General features: G+C 64.1%; 15 protein-coding genes. 7 read left to right on the top strand and 8 right to left on the bottom strand.

All coding sequences use genetic code 11. From position 1 onward, the window contains the following. Positions 1–5: 5 nt before the first annotated feature. From EV665_RS28950 to EV665_RS28935, 4 genes are all read right to left on the bottom strand, one after another. A complete protein-coding gene (locus EV665_RS28950; RefSeq protein ID WP_064333357.1) occupies positions 6–1,049 on the bottom strand; it encodes an ABC transporter substrate-binding protein in 1,044 nt (347 codons plus the stop codon). Between the two features lie 331 nt (positions 1,050–1,380). Further along, the gene (locus EV665_RS28945; protein ID WP_133036803.1) at positions 1,381–3,024 is read right to left on the bottom strand and encodes a Na+/H+ antiporter; all 1,644 of its coding nucleotides are present in this window, start codon (positions 3,022–3,024) and stop codon (positions 1,381–1,383) included. A gap of 260 nt (positions 3,025–3,284) precedes the next feature. Further along, positions 3,285–3,896 carry a hypothetical protein gene (locus EV665_RS28940; protein ID WP_064333359.1) on the bottom strand — a complete coding sequence of 204 codons (612 nt, stop codon included), beginning with the start codon at positions 3,894–3,896 and terminating at the stop codon, positions 3,285–3,287. A 295-nt stretch (positions 3,897–4,191) separates the two neighbouring features. Beyond that, the gene (locus EV665_RS28935) at positions 4,192–5,592 is read right to left on the bottom strand and encodes an aminotransferase-like domain-containing protein (protein ID WP_245507868.1); all 1,401 of its coding nucleotides are present in this window, start codon (positions 5,590–5,592) and stop codon (positions 4,192–4,194) included. Positions 5,593–5,706: 114 nt separating this feature from the next. Between EV665_RS28935 and EV665_RS28930 the strand changes: the two genes are divergently transcribed. The 7 genes from EV665_RS28930 to EV665_RS28900 are packed head-to-tail and all read left to right on the top strand — an operon-like array spanning position 5,707 to position 14,924. After that, the gene (locus EV665_RS28930; protein ID WP_133036801.1) at positions 5,707–7,032 is read left to right on the top strand and encodes a hydroxymethylglutaryl-CoA reductase, degradative; all 1,326 of its coding nucleotides are present in this window, start codon (positions 5,707–5,709) and stop codon (positions 7,030–7,032) included. Then, positions 7,032–8,048 (top strand): ABC transporter permease, encoded by a 1,017-nt coding sequence (locus EV665_RS28925; RefSeq protein ID WP_133036800.1) that lies wholly within the window; start codon positions 7,032–7,034, stop codon positions 8,046–8,048. The genes EV665_RS28930 and EV665_RS28925 overlap by 1 nt, the downstream gene beginning before the upstream one ends. Before the next feature lie 38 nt (positions 8,049–8,086). Beyond that, positions 8,087–9,103, top strand: coding sequence for a sugar ABC transporter substrate-binding protein (locus tag EV665_RS28920; RefSeq protein WP_064333362.1), 1,017 nt, complete (start codon positions 8,087–8,089; stop codon positions 9,101–9,103). 13 nt (positions 9,104–9,116) lie between these two features. Further along, positions 9,117–11,228, top strand: coding sequence for an ABC transporter permease (locus EV665_RS28915; RefSeq protein ID WP_133036799.1), 2,112 nt, complete (start codon positions 9,117–9,119; stop codon positions 11,226–11,228). After that, the gene (locus EV665_RS28910; protein ID WP_133036798.1) at positions 11,228–12,301 is read left to right on the top strand and encodes an NHL repeat-containing protein; all 1,074 of its coding nucleotides are present in this window, start codon (positions 11,228–11,230) and stop codon (positions 12,299–12,301) included. Before EV665_RS28915 ends, EV665_RS28910 begins: the two co-directional genes overlap by 1 nt. Then, positions 12,298–13,794, top strand: a complete 1,497-nt coding sequence (locus EV665_RS28905) for a sugar ABC transporter ATP-binding protein (RefSeq protein WP_133036797.1) — start codon at positions 12,298–12,300, stop codon at positions 13,792–13,794. The genes EV665_RS28910 and EV665_RS28905 overlap by 4 nt, the downstream gene beginning before the upstream one ends. Positions 13,795–13,841: 47 nt before the next feature. Next, positions 13,842–14,924, top strand: a complete 1,083-nt coding sequence (locus EV665_RS28900) for a PAS domain-containing protein (RefSeq protein ID WP_162853202.1) — start codon at positions 13,842–13,844, stop codon at positions 14,922–14,924. A 160-nt stretch (positions 14,925–15,084) separates the two neighbouring features. Here EV665_RS28900 and EV665_RS28895 read toward each other — a convergent pair whose 3' ends face one another. The 4 genes from EV665_RS28895 to EV665_RS28880 are packed head-to-tail and all read right to left on the bottom strand — an operon-like array spanning position 15,085 to position 18,964. Next, a complete protein-coding gene (locus EV665_RS28895; RefSeq protein ID WP_133036795.1) occupies positions 15,085–15,858 on the bottom strand; it encodes an ABC transporter ATP-binding protein in 774 nt (257 codons plus the stop codon). After that, the gene (locus EV665_RS28890; RefSeq protein ID WP_133036794.1) at positions 15,855–16,913 is read right to left on the bottom strand and encodes a FecCD family ABC transporter permease; all 1,059 of its coding nucleotides are present in this window, start codon (positions 16,911–16,913) and stop codon (positions 15,855–15,857) included. Before EV665_RS28890 ends, EV665_RS28895 begins: the two co-directional genes overlap by 4 nt. Before the next feature lie 41 nt (positions 16,914–16,954). Beyond that, entirely contained in the window at positions 16,955–18,121 is a 1,167-nt protein-coding gene (locus tag EV665_RS28885; RefSeq protein WP_064333369.1) for an ABC transporter substrate-binding protein, read from the bottom strand. Positions 18,122–18,136: 15 nt separating this feature from the next. Beyond that, positions 18,137–18,964: a class I SAM-dependent methyltransferase gene (locus EV665_RS28880; protein WP_133036793.1), complete on the bottom strand. Its 828-nt coding sequence runs from the start codon at positions 18,962–18,964 to the stop codon at positions 18,137–18,139. Between the last annotated feature and the right edge of the window lie 535 nt (positions 18,965–19,499).

Here is a 19,499-nt window from a genome sequence, read left to right as displayed (position 1 = left end):
GCTCCTCAGTTGGAAAGCCAGGTGGTGAAGCGCTTGCGGATCTCGTCGCCGTGGTCCGCCCAGAAGGCGTTGTCGAGGGTGAGCGAGGTCGTCAGATTGTCCGGGCTGGTCGGCAGGTTCTTCGCGTCTTCCGGCGCGACCTCCGCGGCGGCCGTCGTGCGGACGGGGCCGTAGGGAATGTATTTCGCGATGCCCGCCAGCACCTTCGGCTCGACCGCGAAGCGGATGAAGGCGAGCGAGCCTTCCATGTCCTTCGCGCCCTTGGGGATGACCCAGTAGTTGGAATCGAGGATCTGGTTGTCCCAGACGATGCCGAAATTGCGGCCCTCCTTGTTGGCGTTGAAGATGCGCCCGTTCCAGGCCGTCGTCATGGCCACCTCGCCGGAGGCGAGCAACTGCGGGGCCTGCGCGCCCGCCTCCCACCAGACGATCTCCTTCTTGATCGTGTCGAGCTTGGCAAAGGCGCGGTCGAGGCCCTCGGGCGTGGCGAGCGTCGCATAGACGTCCTGCGGGGCGACGCCGTCGGCCAGCAGCGCGAATTCGAGATTGGTCGCGGGGTTCTTCCAAAGGCCGCGCCTGCCGGGGAAATTCGCAAGGTCGAAGAGATCGGCAAGCTTCGTCGGCGGCGTCGCCAGCTTGTCCTCGTCGTAGGAAAGGATGGTGGCATAGACGATGGTGCCGACGCCGCACTCCGAGGTGGTGCCGGCGAGCCAGTCGGATTTCGGGCCGATCTTCTCCCAGTCGATCGTTTCGAAAATGCCCTCGTCGCAGCCCTGCAGCAGGGTCGGCGCATCGACGTCGACCACGTCGATGGTGGTGTTGCCACTGTCGATCATCGCCTTGATCTTGGCGATCTCGCCGCCGTATTCCTGCTCGGAGACCGGCCGGCCGGTTTCCTCGGCATAGGCGCCGAACACCGCCTTTCGCTGGGCCTCCTGATAGGCGCCGCCGAAACTCATGACGGAAATCGGCTCGGCGGCGACTGCCGCACCGAGCGCCAGGCCATAGGCAAGCGTCGTCGCTGCCAGAAACATGCGTGTCCTGAACATGGAAAATTCCTCTCTGGAGACAGATTTGATGGACCCGTCGCAGCGCCCGTCTTGTGTGCGGGCTATGGGGAAAGCCTATGTTGCGCCATGCTGCGGTGCAAATAAGTAGGTGTCATGCGGACATGAGCGCTGCTTATCGGCTCTCGCGATCGTCCATTTCTTTTGAAGCCGCAGCTCGCGGACCCGCGCGCTTTCGGGGTGATCTCTCGGCGTCGTCCACAAGCTCGACGCGGTCGTGTGCAATACCAAGATACGCGCGGCGCTGATGGAGGGCTGCACCATCTCTGCCTCCCCGGGCAGTTTATGGAGACCGGCAACGACGTCCTGGTCTTTATCCGACGGATATATAGCGGGCTTCCATGAGATCAGCTTCGCGTACGAGCTTTCGCACGAGTTCGTCGGACAATTTGCGGGCGCGCCCAAGGCGGTAGATTTCGTCTCGCTCTGCCCTCACACCGGCAAGGCGCAGCCGCCGCTCGATCTCTTCGAGATGTTTTACCTGCTCGGCCTCATCGCCGGTCTTGGAGCGGGTGTCGATCCTTTGGCGGTAGAGCTCCATCAGCCGGCTTCCGACATCGGCATAAAAGTCGACGTTACCTCGCCCTTCACCCAGTTCGTGCTGCAACCTTTCGATCATCCTGATCGCCGCTTCCGCCGCCGCGATGCGCGCGGCATCCTCCTCGCGCTGATGGTCGGGTTCCGGCGGCAATTCCAGATTACGCAGCAGGAACGGCAGCCCGATGCTGGCGGCCACGAGCGAAGCGATGATGACCCCCGCGGCCAGGAAAATGGCCAGATCGCGCGCCGGGAACGGCGTTCCGTCATCGAGGACGAGCGGCAGCGTCAGGATGCCGGCCAGCGTGATGGCGCCGCGCACTCCGGCTACCGACATTGCCACCACAAGCCGCCAGTCCGGTCTGGCGACCGTTCGACCCTGCCTTGCGGCGCGATAAAGGGTGAAGCGCAGCGATATCCAGACCCAGAGCAGGCGTAGCAGCGCCAGGGCGAGGTTGATCGCCACGACATAGACCGCCAGCCAGATCGGTTCATGGTGGCCGGTATCTATGACGACCTGCGCCGCTCCGGCGACGATGCTCGGCAACTGTTCGCCGAGCAGGACGAAGATGATGCCGTTCAGGGTGAACTGCACCGTATCCCAGACGGCGGTGCGGCGGACACGCGTCACGGCAAGGGTCTGGCCGGTCTGTTCTGCATAGCTCATCGTGATCCCGGCGGCCACGGCCGCCAGGATGCCGGAGCAATGAAACTCTTCCGCCAGCAGATAGGCGCCGAAGGGGATGAGCAGGCTGATGAGGATCTGCGAGCCCGGCTCCTCGCCGAGCTTTCGGGAGAGGGTATCCTTGGCTTTCATCACGATCCAGGTCATGCCGGCGCCGATGACGATGCCGCCGAGCGCAAGCCAAAGGAAGGTGCCGAACGCCGAAATGGGCGAAAAGACCCCGGTCAGGGCGGCAGCAACGGCAAAGCGCATGCACACGAGGCCCGAGGCATCGTTCAAAAGGGATTCCCCTTCCAGGATATGCATCAGGCGGTTCGGGATGGGCACGCGGGCGGTGATCGCCGAGACCGCGATCGGGTCCGTGGGCGAAACGATGGCCGCCAGCGCGAAGGCGACCGGCAGCGGCATCGACGGGATCATCCAGTTGATGAGGAAGCCGATGCCGATCACGGTGAAGACAACGAGGCCGAGCGAGAGTTCGAGGATCATGCCCTTGTCGCGGAACAATCCTTCCTTGGGGATGCGCCAGCCGTCGAGAAAAAGAAGGGGCGGAAGAAAAAGCAGGAAGAAGATGTGCGGTTCGAGCGCCACCCCGGATCCCGTGACGCCGGCAATCGCCGCGCCAAGCGCGATCTGCACCAGCGGCAGGGGAATGGCGATCGGGGAGAGCCGCGTGAGCGTTCCGCTCACGACCACCGCCAGCAGCAGGATCAGCGCGATACCGATATTCTCCATGCACTCTCCCAGCTTGCGGATCGGCGGCTATTTCACGGAATCTCGCGGGCCTCTGGTCTCGCCAAGTTTGAAAGCGGCGGTTTTGATGGTCAAGCCGTCCATACCGGTTATCTGTATGTTTGCACTTTCGACCTGAAGCTGGAGCCTTCCGCGCACCTCCTCCGCCATCGCAGCGGCCGTGCCGGCGGCACGAGGCTTATAGGGCCGGCCGTTGCCGCTGACGGCGGGCATATGCTTCGCAAATCGCTCTTCCAGGACGACTATCGATCGGTCGACAGACCTGTTGTCTCTTCCATCTGGCGCATGCAATCATCGTTTCCGACGAAACGATAGGCGCTATAGATGGCAAGCCCATACTCCTCGTCGCCGACCAGGGCGACGCTGGCGGACTGCAGGTCTTGAAACCGCCCGCGAAGATCGTTCCATTGATTGAATATCTGGCGTTCCTCGGCCATGACGGTGTGCTTGAACAAGAGGTCGCTACCTGCGGCGGGTGTGTGTGCGACGTCAACTTCTTCGTCCGGCTCCCCAAGCTCCTCCGTCATCTTCGCGGTGATCCCGGCAAATAGATTGCGTGTGAAAGTGCCCTGATCGTCGTCCTCGGTGTAGGGTGTGATGGCCACCAGATTGCAAACGCCGACGTTCCTGACGAAGGCAAGGATGTACTCCTCGTAATCAGGGGCGGGCCGGGGAAGTGCTGGACACACATATTGGCCCGTAGCATCTGGCGGCCCTTCCGCAAGCGGCTCGCACCTGAACTCCGAGGGCCGTGCATTCTGGGAGACGCCAAAGGGCATCAGGTGCGGAAGATCGACAGGCTGGATTGCCAGCGCAGTTGCAATGACCGTGAGAAAGTCGAGAGTTGCTGCCATGGGGCTGCTAAAAATCCTTTTCGACCACCCTGGTTTCGCATCGCACGAGGATGCATCATTAGGTTCACGCGAGTGCGTTTCGCCATGACCATGCTCGTGAACTGAGCGGCGTTGTGCCCCCAGGCGGAGCATATTCGCCACTCGAGAGGCTCGCAACCCGGCATCTGCACTTGGCGTTTCGTGACCTGTCGAGCCCTGGCCGTTGTTGCTGCACAGATTGACCCGCTCCAGCATCCGGACAAGCTGAAGATCGACGGGGGACCTCAGACCTCATGCGATCGAACCGATGGAGCGCTTATCGAAGCTTGCGCAGAAGAAAATCGTAAAATCGCGGATCGTTGGCGCGCGCCACATTGATCCGGATGCCTCTGGCAAGAGGTGCGTTCTTGTCGATGCAGAAGACGCTGCCGGGGGCGATGAAGATGCTTTCCTTGGCTCCTTCGCGTGCCAACTCGATGTCGTCGGTCCCCTCCGGCAGGAGGAGATAGAGATAATAGCCGCCGTTTGCGCTGGAGAAGACCCGATGGCCGCCATGGGACAGTCTGGTTTGAACGAGGTCGGAGGCGGCGGTGAGGCGCTGACCCAACCGCTTGAGATGCCGGTCGTAATGTCCGTCGCTGATCACACGGTGCAGCAGCCTTTCGATATGCCCCGAGCTGTTGACCGTGGTTAGCATCTTGAGCTCCGCCAGTGCGGCGATCCTGTCCGTTCTGGCGGCGATGAAACCTGATCGCAGGCTTGCCGAGAGCGTCTTGGAAAAGGTTCCGATCGAGATGACCAGGTTCAACTGGTCGAGCGTGGCCAGCCTGTTGTCGGATGTGGTCGGCAGGTCGGCGAAAGGATCCTCTTCAACGATGGGTAGGCCGTATTTGCCGGCTGCGGTAAGAACGGCGTGAGCAACCGGGACCGTCAGGGAGCTGCCTGTGGGATTGTGAGCGAGGGATTGCGTAAAGAAAAGCTTCGGTCGCTCGGTGGCAAGCTTTGCGGCGAAGTCGTCCACGTCCGGGCCGTCCGGCGTCCGGCGCACGCCGACGGCCCGGACCTGGGCGAGCTTCAGCTTGGCAAACAGCGGATAATAGCCGGGCTCGTCGACGAGCACGGTGTCTCCGGGAGATAGCATGCCCCGAATGACGAGGTCGAGGGCGTGGTTTGCCCCGAATGTCAGGAGGATGTTGTCTTCCGCGGCATGCACCTGCTGGGAGCCTAGCCGACGCGCCAGCTGTTGTCTCAGGGGCATGAAGCCCAGGGCGGACCCGTAGCTGTCGGCATCCGCCGACAGGGCCCTGCCATAGGAGCCAAGATAGCGCTTGATTTCGGATTGCTCGGCCCAGGACGGTGGCGGCCTGCCGTCGCCCACGCGAATCTGGAAATCCTGTTCGAGCTGGGCGTTCAGCAGCGAAGCGATGTCGACGGCTTCGGCGACATGCCTCGGCCGCGCAGCCGGATCGGCAGTGCCGGCGAAAGTCACGACGAAACCCGACCCCATCCGCGCGGTGATATGGCCCGATGCGACGAGCCTATCATAGACCTCGACGACCGTGTTCTTCGACACGCCGAATTCCGCCGCCGCCTTGCGGATCGACGGCAGCCGGCTGCCTGGCGCGCGTACGCCCGAGACGATCTCCTCACGCAGCTTTCCCGCGATGGACGTCACGCGCGTGGGAACGTGCGCTTCGGATACGCCTTTGATTGCCACGCTGCTCTCCGCTGGTACAGTTTGGGACAATATCGGACAACTGTACCTTTTATTTGAGGTGTCAAGAGGCTCATAAGTATTACATGGGATTCGGTGGCGCGGGAGGGAGCGACCTTGGTCGAAAGGAAACAAAGCAGGACACATCCGGGCGTCAACTCGCGCCTGGAGAACCTGCGAAACCTTTCCCCTGCCGAAAGGCTCGACCGCGTGGCGGACGTGGTACCGCTCGATGCGTGCGACAAGCAGGCGATCGGCGGGGGCGGCTTGCCGTCCGCTCTCGCCAACGGCATGATCGAGAACGTCATCGGCACGTTCACGCTGCCGCTCGGCATCGCCACCAATTTCACCATCAACGGCCGCGACTATCTGATCCCGATGAGCGTCGAAGAACCGTCGGTCGTGGCGGCGGCGTCCTACATGGCGCGCATCGTGCGCGCCTGCGGCGGCTTTCGCACGTCGAGCACGGCGCCGGTCATGCGGGCACAGGTCCAGGTGCTGGGGGTCGGTGATCCCCATGGAGCCCGCATGCGCATCCTGCGGGAGCGCGAAGCCATCATCGCCGCGGCCAATGCCAGGGACAAGGTCCTCGTTTCGCTCGGCGGCGGCTGCAAGGATGTCGAAGTCCATGTCTTCGAAGAGACGCCGGTAGGCCCGATGCTCGTCGTGCATCTCATCGTCGACGTGCGCGACGCCATGGGTGCCAATACGGTCAACACGATGGCCGAAAGCGTCGCGCCGATGATCGAGGACATTACCGGCGCCGTCGTGCGGCTGCGGATTCTCTCCAACTTCGCCGATCTGCGCCTGGCGCGCGCCATGGTGGCGGTGACGCCGGATGCGCTGAAAACGGAAGACCATGAGGGCGGGCAGGTGGCGCGGGGCATCGTCGAGGCCAGCGCTTTCGCGGCGGTTGATCCCTATCGCGCCGCGACCCACAACAAGGGCATCATGAACGGCGTCGATGCCGTGGTGGTCGCGACCGGCAACGACTGGCGGGCGGTCGAGGCCGGGGCCCATGCCTGGGCGTCGCGTTCCGGCCGGTATCGCTCGTTGACGAACTGGGAAATCGATGCGAAGGGCAACCTCGTCGGCACGCTTGAAATGCCGATGGCGCTGGGCCTCGTTGGCGGCGCGACCCGCACCCATCCGGGCGCCCGCGCGGCCCTGAAGATTCTCGGGGTCGAAAGCGCCCAGGAACTGGCCGAGGTGACGGTCGCCGTTGGCCTGGCGCAGAACATGGCGGCGCTTCGCGCGCTTGCGAGCGAGGGCATCCAGAAGGGGCATATGGCACTGCACGCCCGCAACATCGCCATCGTTGCCGGTGCGAGCGGGGACGAGATCGGCACGGTTGCAGCCGCGCTCGCGGCCGCTCACGATGTCCGCGTCGACCGTGCCCGGGAACTGCTCGAAACGATGCGAAACGGCGGGGCTTCGAACTGATGGCCAGGCCCGCGATCATCAGGAAGGACGACCGGCCGCCATTCCACGCAAGGCTGCTGCGCAGCCAGGAGGGCATCGTCTTCTCGCTGGCGGTCCTCGCCTTCGTGCTGTTTGCGATCCTGCTGCCGGGCTTTCTCAGCACCGGCAATCTCCTGGTGCTGGTTCGCAGCGTCTCCATCCTCGGCATCCTCGCGCTCGGCATGGCGCTCGTCGTGATCGCCCGCGGCATCGACGTCTCGATGATCGCGACCATGGTGGTCTCGGTGTCCTGGGCGTTCGTCATCACGCGGGCCGGATATTCCTTCGAACTCGCGCTTCTGATCGGCGCGGTTTTCGCGATCGCTGCGGGGGTGATCATCGGCGTTCTGATCGCGTTCGGCGATGTGCCGCCGATCTTCGCCACGCTCGCCGCCGGGTCGGTGATCTACGGCACCGGCCGGACGTTCTTCTTCACACTGGAGATGCAGAACGTGCCGCCGGACACCGACTGGTTCAGCGTCATCGGCCAGGGAAACGTCCTCGGCATTCCGACGACCGTCGTCTTTTTCGCCGTCCTGTGCGGCCTTTTCCACCTCGTGCTCAGCCGCACCCGCTTCGGCTGGATGCTCTATGCGATGGGCAGCAATCCCAATGCCGCGCGCGTGACGGGCGTGCCCTTCCGGCCGATGACGGTCGCGCAATATGCGATCAGCGCCTTCGTCGCCTATCTCGCCGGCCTGATCCTGGCGTCGTCGGCCGCGGCCATCAATGCGCGCCTTTTCAATTCGACGATGATCTACGACATCCTCCTGGTCGTGGTGCTCGGCGGCATCGGCCTCAACGGCGGCCACGGGTCGGTCCGCAACGTCGTTCTCGGCACAGTATTCGTCGGCATCCTGCTCAACGGCATGACCATCCTCAACATCGACTACACGGTCCAGAACCTCGTCAAGGGTATCGTCCTGCTGCTTGCGATCGTCGTCGATTCCATCGTCAATCCGCGCGACGAGCAGACGTCGCAGCAAGGAGATCTGTAGCACCACCAACCATGGAACGTTCAAACCGGGAGGAGATCATGCAACGCGCATTTGTGAAGAGAACGGCGCTCGCCGCAGCGGTACTCGCCGCCGGCCTCGGCTGGGCGGTGGCACAGGACAAGGGACTGGAGAATCCGCGCAGCACCGCGTTCCATACGTCGCTCAAGGACAAGAAGGTGGTGTTCGTGCCGCTCTCGATGGGCTTCGACCTGACGGAAGGCTGGGCGGCGCAGATGCGCAGGCAGGCCGAGCGGCTCGGCTACGGCTTCGAGATCCGCGATCCGGCCTGGAGCACGGATGCAGGTACGCGGGCGATCCAGTCGCTGATCACCGAGAAGCCGGACCTGATGGTGATCCACAATCCCGATATCCAGTCCTACGCGCGCCTCCTCAAGCAGGCGCAGGCCGAGGGCATCAAGATCGTCCAGATCAATCTCGAATCCAACACCACGACCGATTCCTATGTCGGTGCCGACTGGACGGAGATCGGCAGGAAGGCGGCCGAGGCGGTGGTCGCCAGATGCGACGCGGGCAAGGGCGTTTCCACCAAGGTGGCGATCGATACGGGCGTGCCGACGGCGGCCTCCGACGTCTTCCAACTCGACGGCATCTACGAGGTGCTGGACGCCCATCCCGATATCCAGGTCGTCTCGCAGCAGGCGACGGAATACAATCCGGAAAAGGCGCGCTCGATCATGGCGACCGTGCTGCAGCAGCATCCGGACCTGTGCGGCGCGATCGGCATCTGGGACAATCAGGATACCGGCACAGCATCAGCGATCAAGGAAGCCGGCAAGAGCGACCAGGTCTTTCTGGTCACCTCGGGCGGCGGCAACAGCGTCGGTTGCGAGAATGTCGAGAAGGGCCTCTTCAATCTCTACATCAGCTATAACGTGCCGCTGCAGGGCGATCTCCTGAACCAGGAAATCGTGCGGCTGCTGATGTCCGAGGGGGCGGCGGGGGAAAGCAAGGCCATCTATTTCAATCCGCTGACGCTTATCACCAAGGACAACGTCAACCAGCGCAATTGCTGGACGCTCGACGATCTGAAATAGGGTGAACGGGGCAATGGCAGGCAGGAACGCGTTGATCCGCTTCCGGTACAGATATCTCTCCGGCCGTCTGGTGGGAGAGGTCCTGTCCAAGAGCTGGATCGATGCCGCAATCCCCGTGGTCGCCCTTCTGGTGACGATCGGCATCATGTCCTTCCTGATCCCCGGCCTTCTGGGCGCGGGCCACATCGCCGACCTCGCGCGCCAGCTCGCCGAGTTCGGCCTGATCGCGCTGGCGCTGACGATCGTCATCATGTCCGGCGGCATCGACCTGTCCGTGGGCTCGATGTTCGCGCTGTGCGTTCTCGCCGCTCTGGTCGGCATGAACGTGCTCGGCCTGCCGTTTCCGACGGCACTTGCGATCACGCTGGCCGCCGGGAGTGCCTGCGGGCTGCTGAACGGCGTGCTGATCGGCTATCTGCGGCTGCGCGCCTTCATCACCACGCTCGTGACGCTCGTCATCTTCCGGGCCCTCTACGACATCGTCTTTCCAAGGCTGGCGAGCGCGATCGTCGGCAGCACGCCGGATTCGGCGGCCTGGGATTACCTCGGCTTCGGCAAGGTCCAGGGCCTTCCCGTCTCCTTCGTGATTTTCGCCGTGATCGCCGTCGCGATCCACGTCACGCTCTCGCGGCTGCGGCCGGGCTGGCGGCTGCGCGCCGTCGGAGGTGCCCGGCGATCGGCCTACAATGCCGGCATAAACGTCAAGCGCACGGTGTGCCTGGCCTATGTCACCTCCGGCCTGCTAACCGCCATCGCGGCCTTCCTGTTTTCCGCCCGCCTCGGCAGCACCGGCGCCGATACGGGCATCGGCCTGGAGATCGCCGTGCTGACGGCGGTCGTGCTGGGCGGCGTTTCGCTCGGCGGCGGGCGCGGCTCCGTCGGCGGTACGATCGTCGGGGCGACGCTCGTGCTGATCCTGACCAACGGCCTCATCCGGCTTTCGACGCCCGGGTCGGTCAACCAGCTCCTGCTCGGCGTGATCCTGATCCTGGCCGTGCTCTTCGATGCCAAATGGGTGAAGAACCGCGGCAAGATCCTCAGCAAGGTCTATGTCTCTCCCGCCTATCTCGACCTTCCCGAACAGGCGCGGACAAAGGACGACCCGTTTGCGCTCAACGATCGGCTTCGCGACGTCGAGCTGATCGGCCTCGGCGCGGTAGAAGGACCGGAGGACGTCGTCCTCGACGGGCAGGACAATCTTTACACCGGGACACGGCATGGCACGATCGTGCGTTTCCTTGCCCCCGACTATGTCAGAAGCGAGGTCTTTGCGCGGATAGGCGGACATCCGCTCGGCCTCGCCTTCGCCGAGAACGGCGATCTTCTGACATGCGTCGGGGGCATGGGCGTATACAGGGTCAGCCCGGAAGGCGCCGTCTCCTGCGTCACGGACGAGACCAACCGGAGCTGGTTCTCCGTCATCGACGATTCCCGGCTCAGGCTGCCTGACGATCTCGACATCGCGCCGGACGGACGCATCTTCTTCAGCGAGGCGACGATCCGCTACGAAATGGCGGACTGGATACTCGACGCGCTGGAAGGGCGTGGTAACGGCCGCCTGATCTGCCACGATCCGGCGACAGGCCGGACGCGGACCGTCCTCGGCGGCCTGATCTTCCCCAACGGCATCACCATCTGTCGCGACGGCCAGTCCCTGCTTTTTGCCGAGACCTGGGCCTGCCGGGTCTCGCGCTACTGGTTCGACGGGCCGCACAAGGGCCGGCGGGAGGTCGTCCTGGCCGATCTTCCCGGCTATCCGGACAACATCAACCGCGGCGCGAACGGCACCTACTGGATCGCGCTCCTCGGCCTGAGGACGCCGACATTCGACCTTGCCATGCGCAAGCCGGCCTTTCGCCGGCGCATGGCGCGGCGGATCGCCGCCGACGAATGGCTGTTTCCGAACGTCAACCGCGGCTGCGTGATGCGGATCGCGGAAAACGGCGCGGTTCTCGACGTGCTGTGGGACGCGGCCGGCGAGAACCACCCGTCGATCACCTCGACCTGCGAGCACAAGGGCTACCTCTATTTCGGAGGCGTTTCCAACAACCGCATCGGCCGCATCCGCCTTCCGGATACGGACCCCGCCTGGACGGCGCAGCGCGACTACTGGGGGAGGACGTGATGGGATTTCTCTCGCGCATCTTCGGCCGTAGCGGCGAGGACGGGCTGAGTGTGCCGCCGATGGACGGCGTGTTCAAGCCGAACAGCCGCCTCGATGATGCCACGCGCATCCTCGACCTGCCCGGCATCGACAACCTGGCCCTGGCGGCCGGTGCGCTCCATTGCAGCAGCGCCGACAGGTTGCTGCGCATCGACCTGCAGGCCGGGCGCGCCAACAACCTGCGCCGCTTCGGCCGCCCGATCACCGCGGTCGCGGGCTCGCCCCGCGGCAGGCTCGCCGTGGCCGTCGAGGGCATCGGCGTCGAGATCGGCGGCGAGGGGAACGGCTGGCGGCTGCTTCGGCTGGAGCAGCGTTATGCCGACTGCATCACCGCGGCCCTCTTCGTGGACGAGGAGACCGTCGCCCTTGCCGTCGGATCGCAGGCGCATGCAATGTCCGCCTGGAAACGCGACCTGATGAGCCATGGCGCGAGCGGCGCGGTGATCCGCCATCGCATCCCGACCGGGACGACGGATATCCTCTGCGACGGCCTGGCCTTCCCCTACGGCCTGGCCCTCGATGCGGGAGGCAATCTCCTCGTGTCGGAAAGCTGGCGCCACCGTATCGTCGAACCGCAATCGCGCGCGGTGCAGCTTGCCGATCTGCCTGCCTATCCCGCCCGTCTGTCGCCCGCCGGCGACGGCGGCTACTGGCTTGCACTCTTCGCGCCCCGCAGGCAACTGACCGAATTCGTCCTGCGGGAAAGCGACTATCGCCGCGAGATGATGGCGACCATTCCGCCCGAGGCCTGGATCGGGCCGGATTTCTCCAGCGGGAATGACGGGTCGCTGCCGCTGCAGGCCGGTTCCGTGCGGCAGATGGGCAGCATGAAGCCCTGGGCGCCGTCGCGTTCCCACGGCATGGTCGTGCGGCTCGACCGGACCATGGCGCCGCTTGAAAGCTACCACTCCCGCGCCGACGGCAGGATGCACGGCATCGCCTCCGTCGTGGAGGTCGATGACGTGCTCTACGCGGCCTCGCGCGGCGCCGGAACGCTTCTTCGCCTCGATCTTGCCGGGGAGGTGCCGGCATGAGCGATATCGTCGCGTTCAGGAATGCCACCAAGGCGTTTCGCGGCGTCGCGGCCTTCCGCAACGTGGATTTCACCCTGCGCCGCGGCGAGGTGCATGCCCTGCTCGGCGAGAACGGTGCCGGCAAGTCGACGCTGACCAAGGTGCTCGCCGGCCTCTATCCGCTGACCTCCGGGGAAATGCTGGTGGAGGGCGTGCCGCGGATGTTCGCTTCGCCGGCAGATGCGCTCGCGCACGGCATCGCCATGGTGTTCCAGGAGACCAATCTCATCCCGTCGATGACGGTGGCGCAGAACCTGTTCCTCGGGGAGGAGGCCTTCTTCAACCGGTTGCGCGGCGTCAATATCCGGGCGCAGCAGCAATTGCAGCGCCTGAGCTTCCATGTCGAGCCGACGGCGCTCGTCTCCTCCCTCGGCGCGGCCAAGAAGCAGATGGTGGAGATCGCCCGGGCGCTTCAGCGCCATGCCCGCGTCCTCATCTTCGACGAGCCGACTGCTGCGCTGACACCCGAGGAAAAGCAGCACTTCTTCGCGCTGATCGAGCGTCTCAAGACGGAAGGCTGCTCGATCGTCTTCATCTCGCATGCCCTGGAGGAGGCGCTGGCGATCGCCGACCGCATCAGCATCCTGCGCGACGGCGAATGCATCGTCACGGACGAGGCGGGGAACTTCACCCGCGGCCGCATCATACAGGCCATGGTCGGCCGAAAACTCAAGGACGAGCTCTACGGTTCCCCTTCCCGGCGCCGGGCGCGGCCGGCCGGCCGGAAGGTGCTGGCGCTCGAAAACGTCTCCATGGGCAAGGCGGTGCGCAGCGCCACCATGTCGGTGTTCGCCGGCCAGGTGACCGGCATGTTCGGCCTGGTCGGCGCGGGCCGGACGGAAATGATGAAGATCGCTGCCGGTATCCTCAAGCGCGACTTCTTCCACGGCGGAAGCGTCCGGTTGAACGGCCGGAGCGTTCGTTTCGGCGTGCCGCGGCATGCGATCAGCCGCGGTGTCGCCTACATAACCGAGGACCGCAAGCTCGACGGGCTGTTCGAGACGGCGGGGATCGCCCAGAACATCTTTTTCGGCAAGCTCTTCAAGGGTGCCAACCCGGCGACGGTCGTCACCCTGTCGCAGGCGCGCCGCGAGGCGGCGGAGTGGGTCGAGCGGCTGAACATTCGGACGATCCGGGAGGATGCGAAGGTCGTCGAGCTTTCGGGCGGCAACCAGCAGAAGGTCGTGATCGCGAAAAGCCTCATCCAGGCCCCCGAGCTGATCATCTTCGACGAGCCGACGCGGGGCGTCGATGTCGGTGCGATCGCAGAAATCCACTCCATGATCCAGCAACTCGCCGATGCCGGCGGCGCCGTCGTCGTCATCTCCTCTTACCTGCCGGAAATTTTTGCCATCTCCGATCGCATCCTCGTCGCCAAGCAGGGGCGCATCGTGGAGGAGATGTCGATCGAGGAGGCGACGGAAGAAAAGATCATGTATGCGGCGGTGCACTGAGGGAGACGATGGAAGGCCACTCGACATATAAGCAAACGAGGACAGCCATGCCGGCAAAACCGCCGAACTTTGTTTCGTCACGCCACTATATCGAGATGGTGGAACGGTTCACGAGCATCGGCTTCTGGAATGCCGATATGGCGACCGGCGCGATCCGGGCGACGCGGGGGTTCTTCAAGGCCATGGGCCTCGCGCCGGACGAAGGGTTCGGCCTGGGAACCTGGATTTCCCTTGTTCACCCTGATGACCAGGAGGACTTCCGATCGATTTTCCCGCTTGCCAGGACGGGCATGCCGGTCTCGCGGGAGGTCCGGCTGGTGCATGCGGACCGCGCCTCTCGCTGGATACGCGTCGATATCGATCAGGTGAAGCAGAACGACGGTCCGCAGGATCTCGTCGTCGGCGTCGTGGAGGATGTGACCAGGGAACGGAGGTCGCGGGCCGCGGTGGTGCGCGAACGCGCGCGGCTCGAGGCCCTGGTGAGGATGACCGGGGAAATCTTCTGGGTGGCGGATGCGAGCGGCTCAATCCTCGACCTCAAAGGATGGAAGGAGATTACCGGCCAAAGCGAGGCAGAAATATGCGGCGGCGGATGGGCCGAAGCCATTCACTCCGAGGACCGGCAGCGCGTCGTCGAGGAATGGTCGTCCGCCATTGGCGCGGCCTCGCCTTATACCGTTTCCTATCGCCTGCGCTACAGGGACGGGGAATACAGACAGGTGACCTTGCGCGGCATGCCCGTCCGCTTTGAAGGGGAAAAACCGATCGAGTGGCTGGGCACGATCCAGGAGACATGGCGCCTGGAGGATGCGGTTTCCTTCAACGACGGCGATGCCGTCCTGCAGCCGCAGCAGCTCCGCGCGGCGCGGGCGATGCTTGGCTGGTCGGCGGATGAGCTCGCGCAGGAGTCCGACGTTTCATGTGCCACCATTCGCCGCTATGAAACGGGCGAGGGACACCTGAAGGAAACGACGATCTCAGCCATCACCGCTGCGCTATTGCGACATGGCATCATCCTCACCTCGTCGTCGATGGGAATAGGCGTGAAATTGTCGAAGAACGCTCCATTGGCAAGCATGGGCGCCAAGCGACAAGCATTTGTGGATATCCATGCTTTTCCGAAGAGCTGAAACCATGCCACCGGGTTCACGGCCGTTCGGCCGCCAGACGGCCAGAAGCGCGATGCGGGCACGGGCCGGAATGGGAACGCGGTCGGTCATGACATGGGTGATGCCATCAGGCGCAGGTCGGCAAGGCAGCGGTTGTGGCATGGTGGAAGGGCAAGCTTCCCTATGATGTCAGATCCGCATTGACGATCAGGCTTCCATTGGCGTTCCTGTCGATCTCCAAACGTACGCCATAGACATTGCCAGTAAGGGGGTTTCGGAGAACCTCTTCGGGATTGCCGTCAACCGCCACACGGCCTTCGTGCAGCAGCACGAAACGATCGGCGAAGCGGCTTGCCAGTGCGAGATCATGCAGGGCCGCGAACGTAATGATCTGGCGCTCCCGCGTGACGTTTCGTATCAAGCGCAGGACTTCCAGTTGACGGCGGAGGTCGAGCGCACTCGTCGGCTCGTCGAGCAACAGGACTTGCGGGTTGCGCACCAGGGCCTGGCACAGGGCCACAAGCTGTTGCTGGCCGCCGCTCAATTCGGTGACAAGACGATCGGACAGGAATTCGATGCCGAGCAGATCCAGGGTCTCTTCAACGTGAGCGATGTCACTGCTGGTCGCCCTTCCACCTTGCCATCCTCTCTTGGCGAGGAGGACGACGTCAAAAACGGCGAGCGCGGCCTTCATCGCAGTATGCTGCGTCAGGAGAAAGATGCTCTCTGACCGACGTCTGTCGGGCAACAGCGACGTGTCGGTTCCATGCAGCAGGATTTTCCCTTCGGCAGGTTTGTGCAAGCCTGCCATCAATCGAAACAACGATGACTTGCCGACACCATTGGGGCCTATCAAGGCCGTCAGCTCGCCTTTCTGAAACGGAGCCGCATGTAGCGCGTCGAACACGACATTCGTGCCGTAGGCGAAACGGAGGCCGCTTATTTCGAGGGTCATCGCCAGGTCTCCCGCCGGATCGAAATCACCAGGCTCAGGAAGAACGGCACGCCGACGAGGGCGGTGATGATGCCGATCGGGTAGATAACGCCGGGGGTGATCGCCTTGGATGCGGTCGATGAAACCGAAAGGATGACGGCGCCCGCGGCAGCCGAGACCGGGATGAAATGCCGCTGGTCCTCGCCGACCAGCATGCGGGCGATATGGGGGCCGACGAGGCCGACGAAGCCGATGGTGCCGACGAAGGCGGTCGCCGTTGCCGCAAGCAGCGAAATGCAGGCCAGCATTTCCAGCCGCAGCCGTGCGACCGGCACGCCGAGGCTGGCCGCCCGGTCGTCGCCCATCGCCAGGGCGGTCATCATCGCGTTGCGCGCCCAGCAGAGCGGAACGACGAGTGCGAGCAGGACGAGGCAGACGGCGATCTTTGTCCAGGATGCCCGGGCCAGGCTCCCCATCATCCAGAATATGATCTGCTGAAGCTGCGCTTCGGAGGACTGATACTGGATGAATGCCAGCAGCGCGTTGAACGTGAAGAAGAGCGCGATGCCGACCAGGACGAAGGTTTCCACCGTCACACCGCGCATGCGCGTGAACATGAAGAGCACCAGCGACGTGCCGAGCGCGAACAGGAAGGCGTTGAGGGCGATGAAGACGTTGCCGCCCGCCGGCCACAGGCCGATGCCGAGCGCGATCGCCAGCGCCGCCCCGAAGCTCGCCGCCGAGGAGATGCCGAGCGTGAACGGATCGGCGAGTGGATTGTGCAGGATCGTCTGCATCTGGGCGCCGGCGATGCCGAGCATGGCGCCGATGAGGACGGCCATCACCGCCACCGGCAGCCGCACGTCCCAGACGATGATGGCGAGCTTCGGCGCCACGTCCTGCGGGAAAAGCAGGGCGGTCAGAACCTCGGCCGGCGTGTACCAGCCGGGACCCACCCCGACGTCGACCCCTATGGCCAGGACCAGCAGCAGGATTGCGCCGCCCACGAACAGGCTGTTGCGCATCATCCGTCGGCGGTATCGTTCACCGGCCCGCATCGTGATCGTCTGGTCCATCGTCTCTTCCAACGGCAGGAGAGGCGCCGAAGCGCCCTCCGTTACTTCAGGGTCGTCCAGAACACGCCGCTGACATCGATCGGCAGGAACTTTTCATGCAGTTCCTTGAAGGTCGCATGCGGGTCGAGATCCGCGAACCGTTCCGGGTGAAGCCACTTGGCGAGAGCCTGCACGGCCACGAAATGGTACGGGCTCTGGTAGAACTGGTGGTAGACGGCCAGGACATTGTTGTCCTTCACGGCCTTGATTTCCGGGAAGCCGGGGCGCTGCATCAGGCCACGGAGCTGTTCCTGGGCCTTGTCTTCGGCCGTCTCGTAACCGAGCCAGACGGCGGTGTTGCCGGGATTGGAGGTCGACCAGTTGGCGCCGGTGACGACGATGAACGGCGGGTTCTCGACGACCACGGCTTCCGGATTGAGCCTGCCGCTGACGCCCGTCAGATATTTCGTTCCGAGGTTGAAGCCGCCCGCTTCCGCGATGAACTCGCCGAAGTTGAAGTTTCCGAACGTGTCGCAGCAGACGGCGGGATCGAGCCCGGCGGCGCGCTCGGCAAAGACGACCGGCCGTTCATCCGGCTTCAGGCCGGAAATCCCCATATAGACCCGGCGCATCTGGGCCATGTAGTAGTCGGCGAAGGCCTGGGCCTGCGCTTCCTTGCCGAAAATGCGGCCGAGCAGGAGGATGGAGGGTACGGTGTTCTGGGTGGGCCGCTCGCGGAAATCGACGAACACGGTCGGCACGCCAGCTTTCTCCAGCGTCTCGATGATGCCGCTTTCCTTGATCTTGTCGTAGAAGCCGAGGGTGACGACGAGCACGTCGACATCGAGTTCGAGGGCCTTTTCGACGCTGAAGTCCGCCGAGGCGGCCGCGCCGATCATCGGCACGTCCTTGGCCTGCGGGAAGCGCGCGAGATACTTGTTCCAGGTGTCGGGATCGAACTTCGGCAGGTCGTCGCCGATGGCGGCAAGCTGCTCGAAGGGATTTTCCCTGTCGAAGACCACCGTCGCGTAGAACATCCGCCCCTCGCCGAGGATGACCTTCTTCGCGCCGTGCGGAACCTCGACCGTGCGGCCGGCGAGATCGGTGACGGTGATCTTTTCCTGAGCGCCGGCAAGTCCGGCCGCACCGGTGACGGCGAGAAGCAGGTAGAACACCATGGTGAGCGGGCGTATGAGCGCGAGCCTCGCCCTGTTCAGAAATACAAGCATCCTTTTCTCCCTTGCCTATGCTGCGTGCTGCCCGGAGCGGGCGTCGATTGCTGCCGGTATCGCTGCCGGCTTCGTGGCGAGGATCGCGTAGCGGTCCTGGCTCGCACGACCCAGCCGCTGGTGCAGCGGCATGTGGCGGCCCTGCGCCCGGCGGATCCGTCCGTGATCGCGGTCGATGACGACAGTCTCGAAGCCCGCGCCGGCGAGCAGCGCAGCGACGTCCTCCGCGCGGGCGCCGCCGGAAAAGTGCACCTGCGAGACGATCCGGTTGTGCACCTCGATATCCATTCCCGGCGTCGGGGAGGGCCGCGCGAACCGCTTGAGGACGGCGGCAAGCCTCTGCAGCAGCCTGGACGTCATGCTCCTTGCCGTCGTGTCGGCGTCGACGATGAGGACGCGCCCGCCGGGTTTCAGCACGCGGAACCAGTCCGCGAAGGCGGTTCCGGGGTCGGGCAGGGTCCAGACCAGGTGGCGCGTCATGATGACGTCGAAGGCGTCGTCGGGCAGGCGGGTCTCCTCTGCATCGCCGAGGACATAGGTCGCGTCGAGACTGTGCTTTGCGGCCTTGAGCCGGGCCTGCTCGATCATCGCCTCGGAGAAGTCGAGCCCCGTCACGGCAAAGCCGTTCTCGCACAAGAGGCGGGAAATGACGCCCGTGCCGCTTGCAAGGTCCAATGCCTTGCGCCCGCCCCCGGCACCGAGATGCCTTTCGATGAGGGCGTGCCAGGCGCGGCGCTCGTCGTCGCCGAAGATTTCGTGCCCTGGAGAGAGATCGAACGTCGCGGCGCGCGAGGTCCAATACTCGCGAATGTCATCCTTCAATGTCCAGTTGGCTTTCGGCATGTTCAGTCCCACGGGCGGCGCTTCGCTGAATGTCTAATTAACATGACGGAGAAAGTCTAGTTATTAGAAGCGGCGTCCATGTGCCATCGGAATCAATCCGTCACGCCGGAACCCTAGCGACCGGCCTGCGCTCGGTTGAGGAGGGTATGCATTGGCGGCGTGGGCCGCTGTTCGGCTGGAAGGTATCGTCGGAAGCCGTTGCATGGCTGATGGAAGGCAAACGATCGAACATGTGACGACGTTGCTGCGCAGTGGCTGGGAGGATCGCGAGGATCAAACGCCCACAGCCGAACATGATCCAATGGCCAACCACGGAGCCCAGATCGCTTGTCCGTCCCTCGATTGTGGGCGCAACACAGCAGGGCGCAATCGACCGAAGCCAGCCTTTCGGCCTACGACCTCATTTGCGGTCGATCAGTGCAAATGTGGTGTGCTTGAAAGCTGTCAACGGCGGAGTAAAAACCGGCCACGGGGCGGAGCAAAAGTCGGCCACTGCGGCGCCGGCCTGAGACCGCCGGGAGGGCTTAAGCCCGAG

Source organism: Shinella granuli (genome assembly GCF_004341885.1).
Lineage (GTDB): Bacteria > Pseudomonadota > Alphaproteobacteria > Rhizobiales > Rhizobiaceae > Shinella > Shinella granuli.
This window is presented reverse-complemented; position numbering and strand designations above follow the sequence as displayed.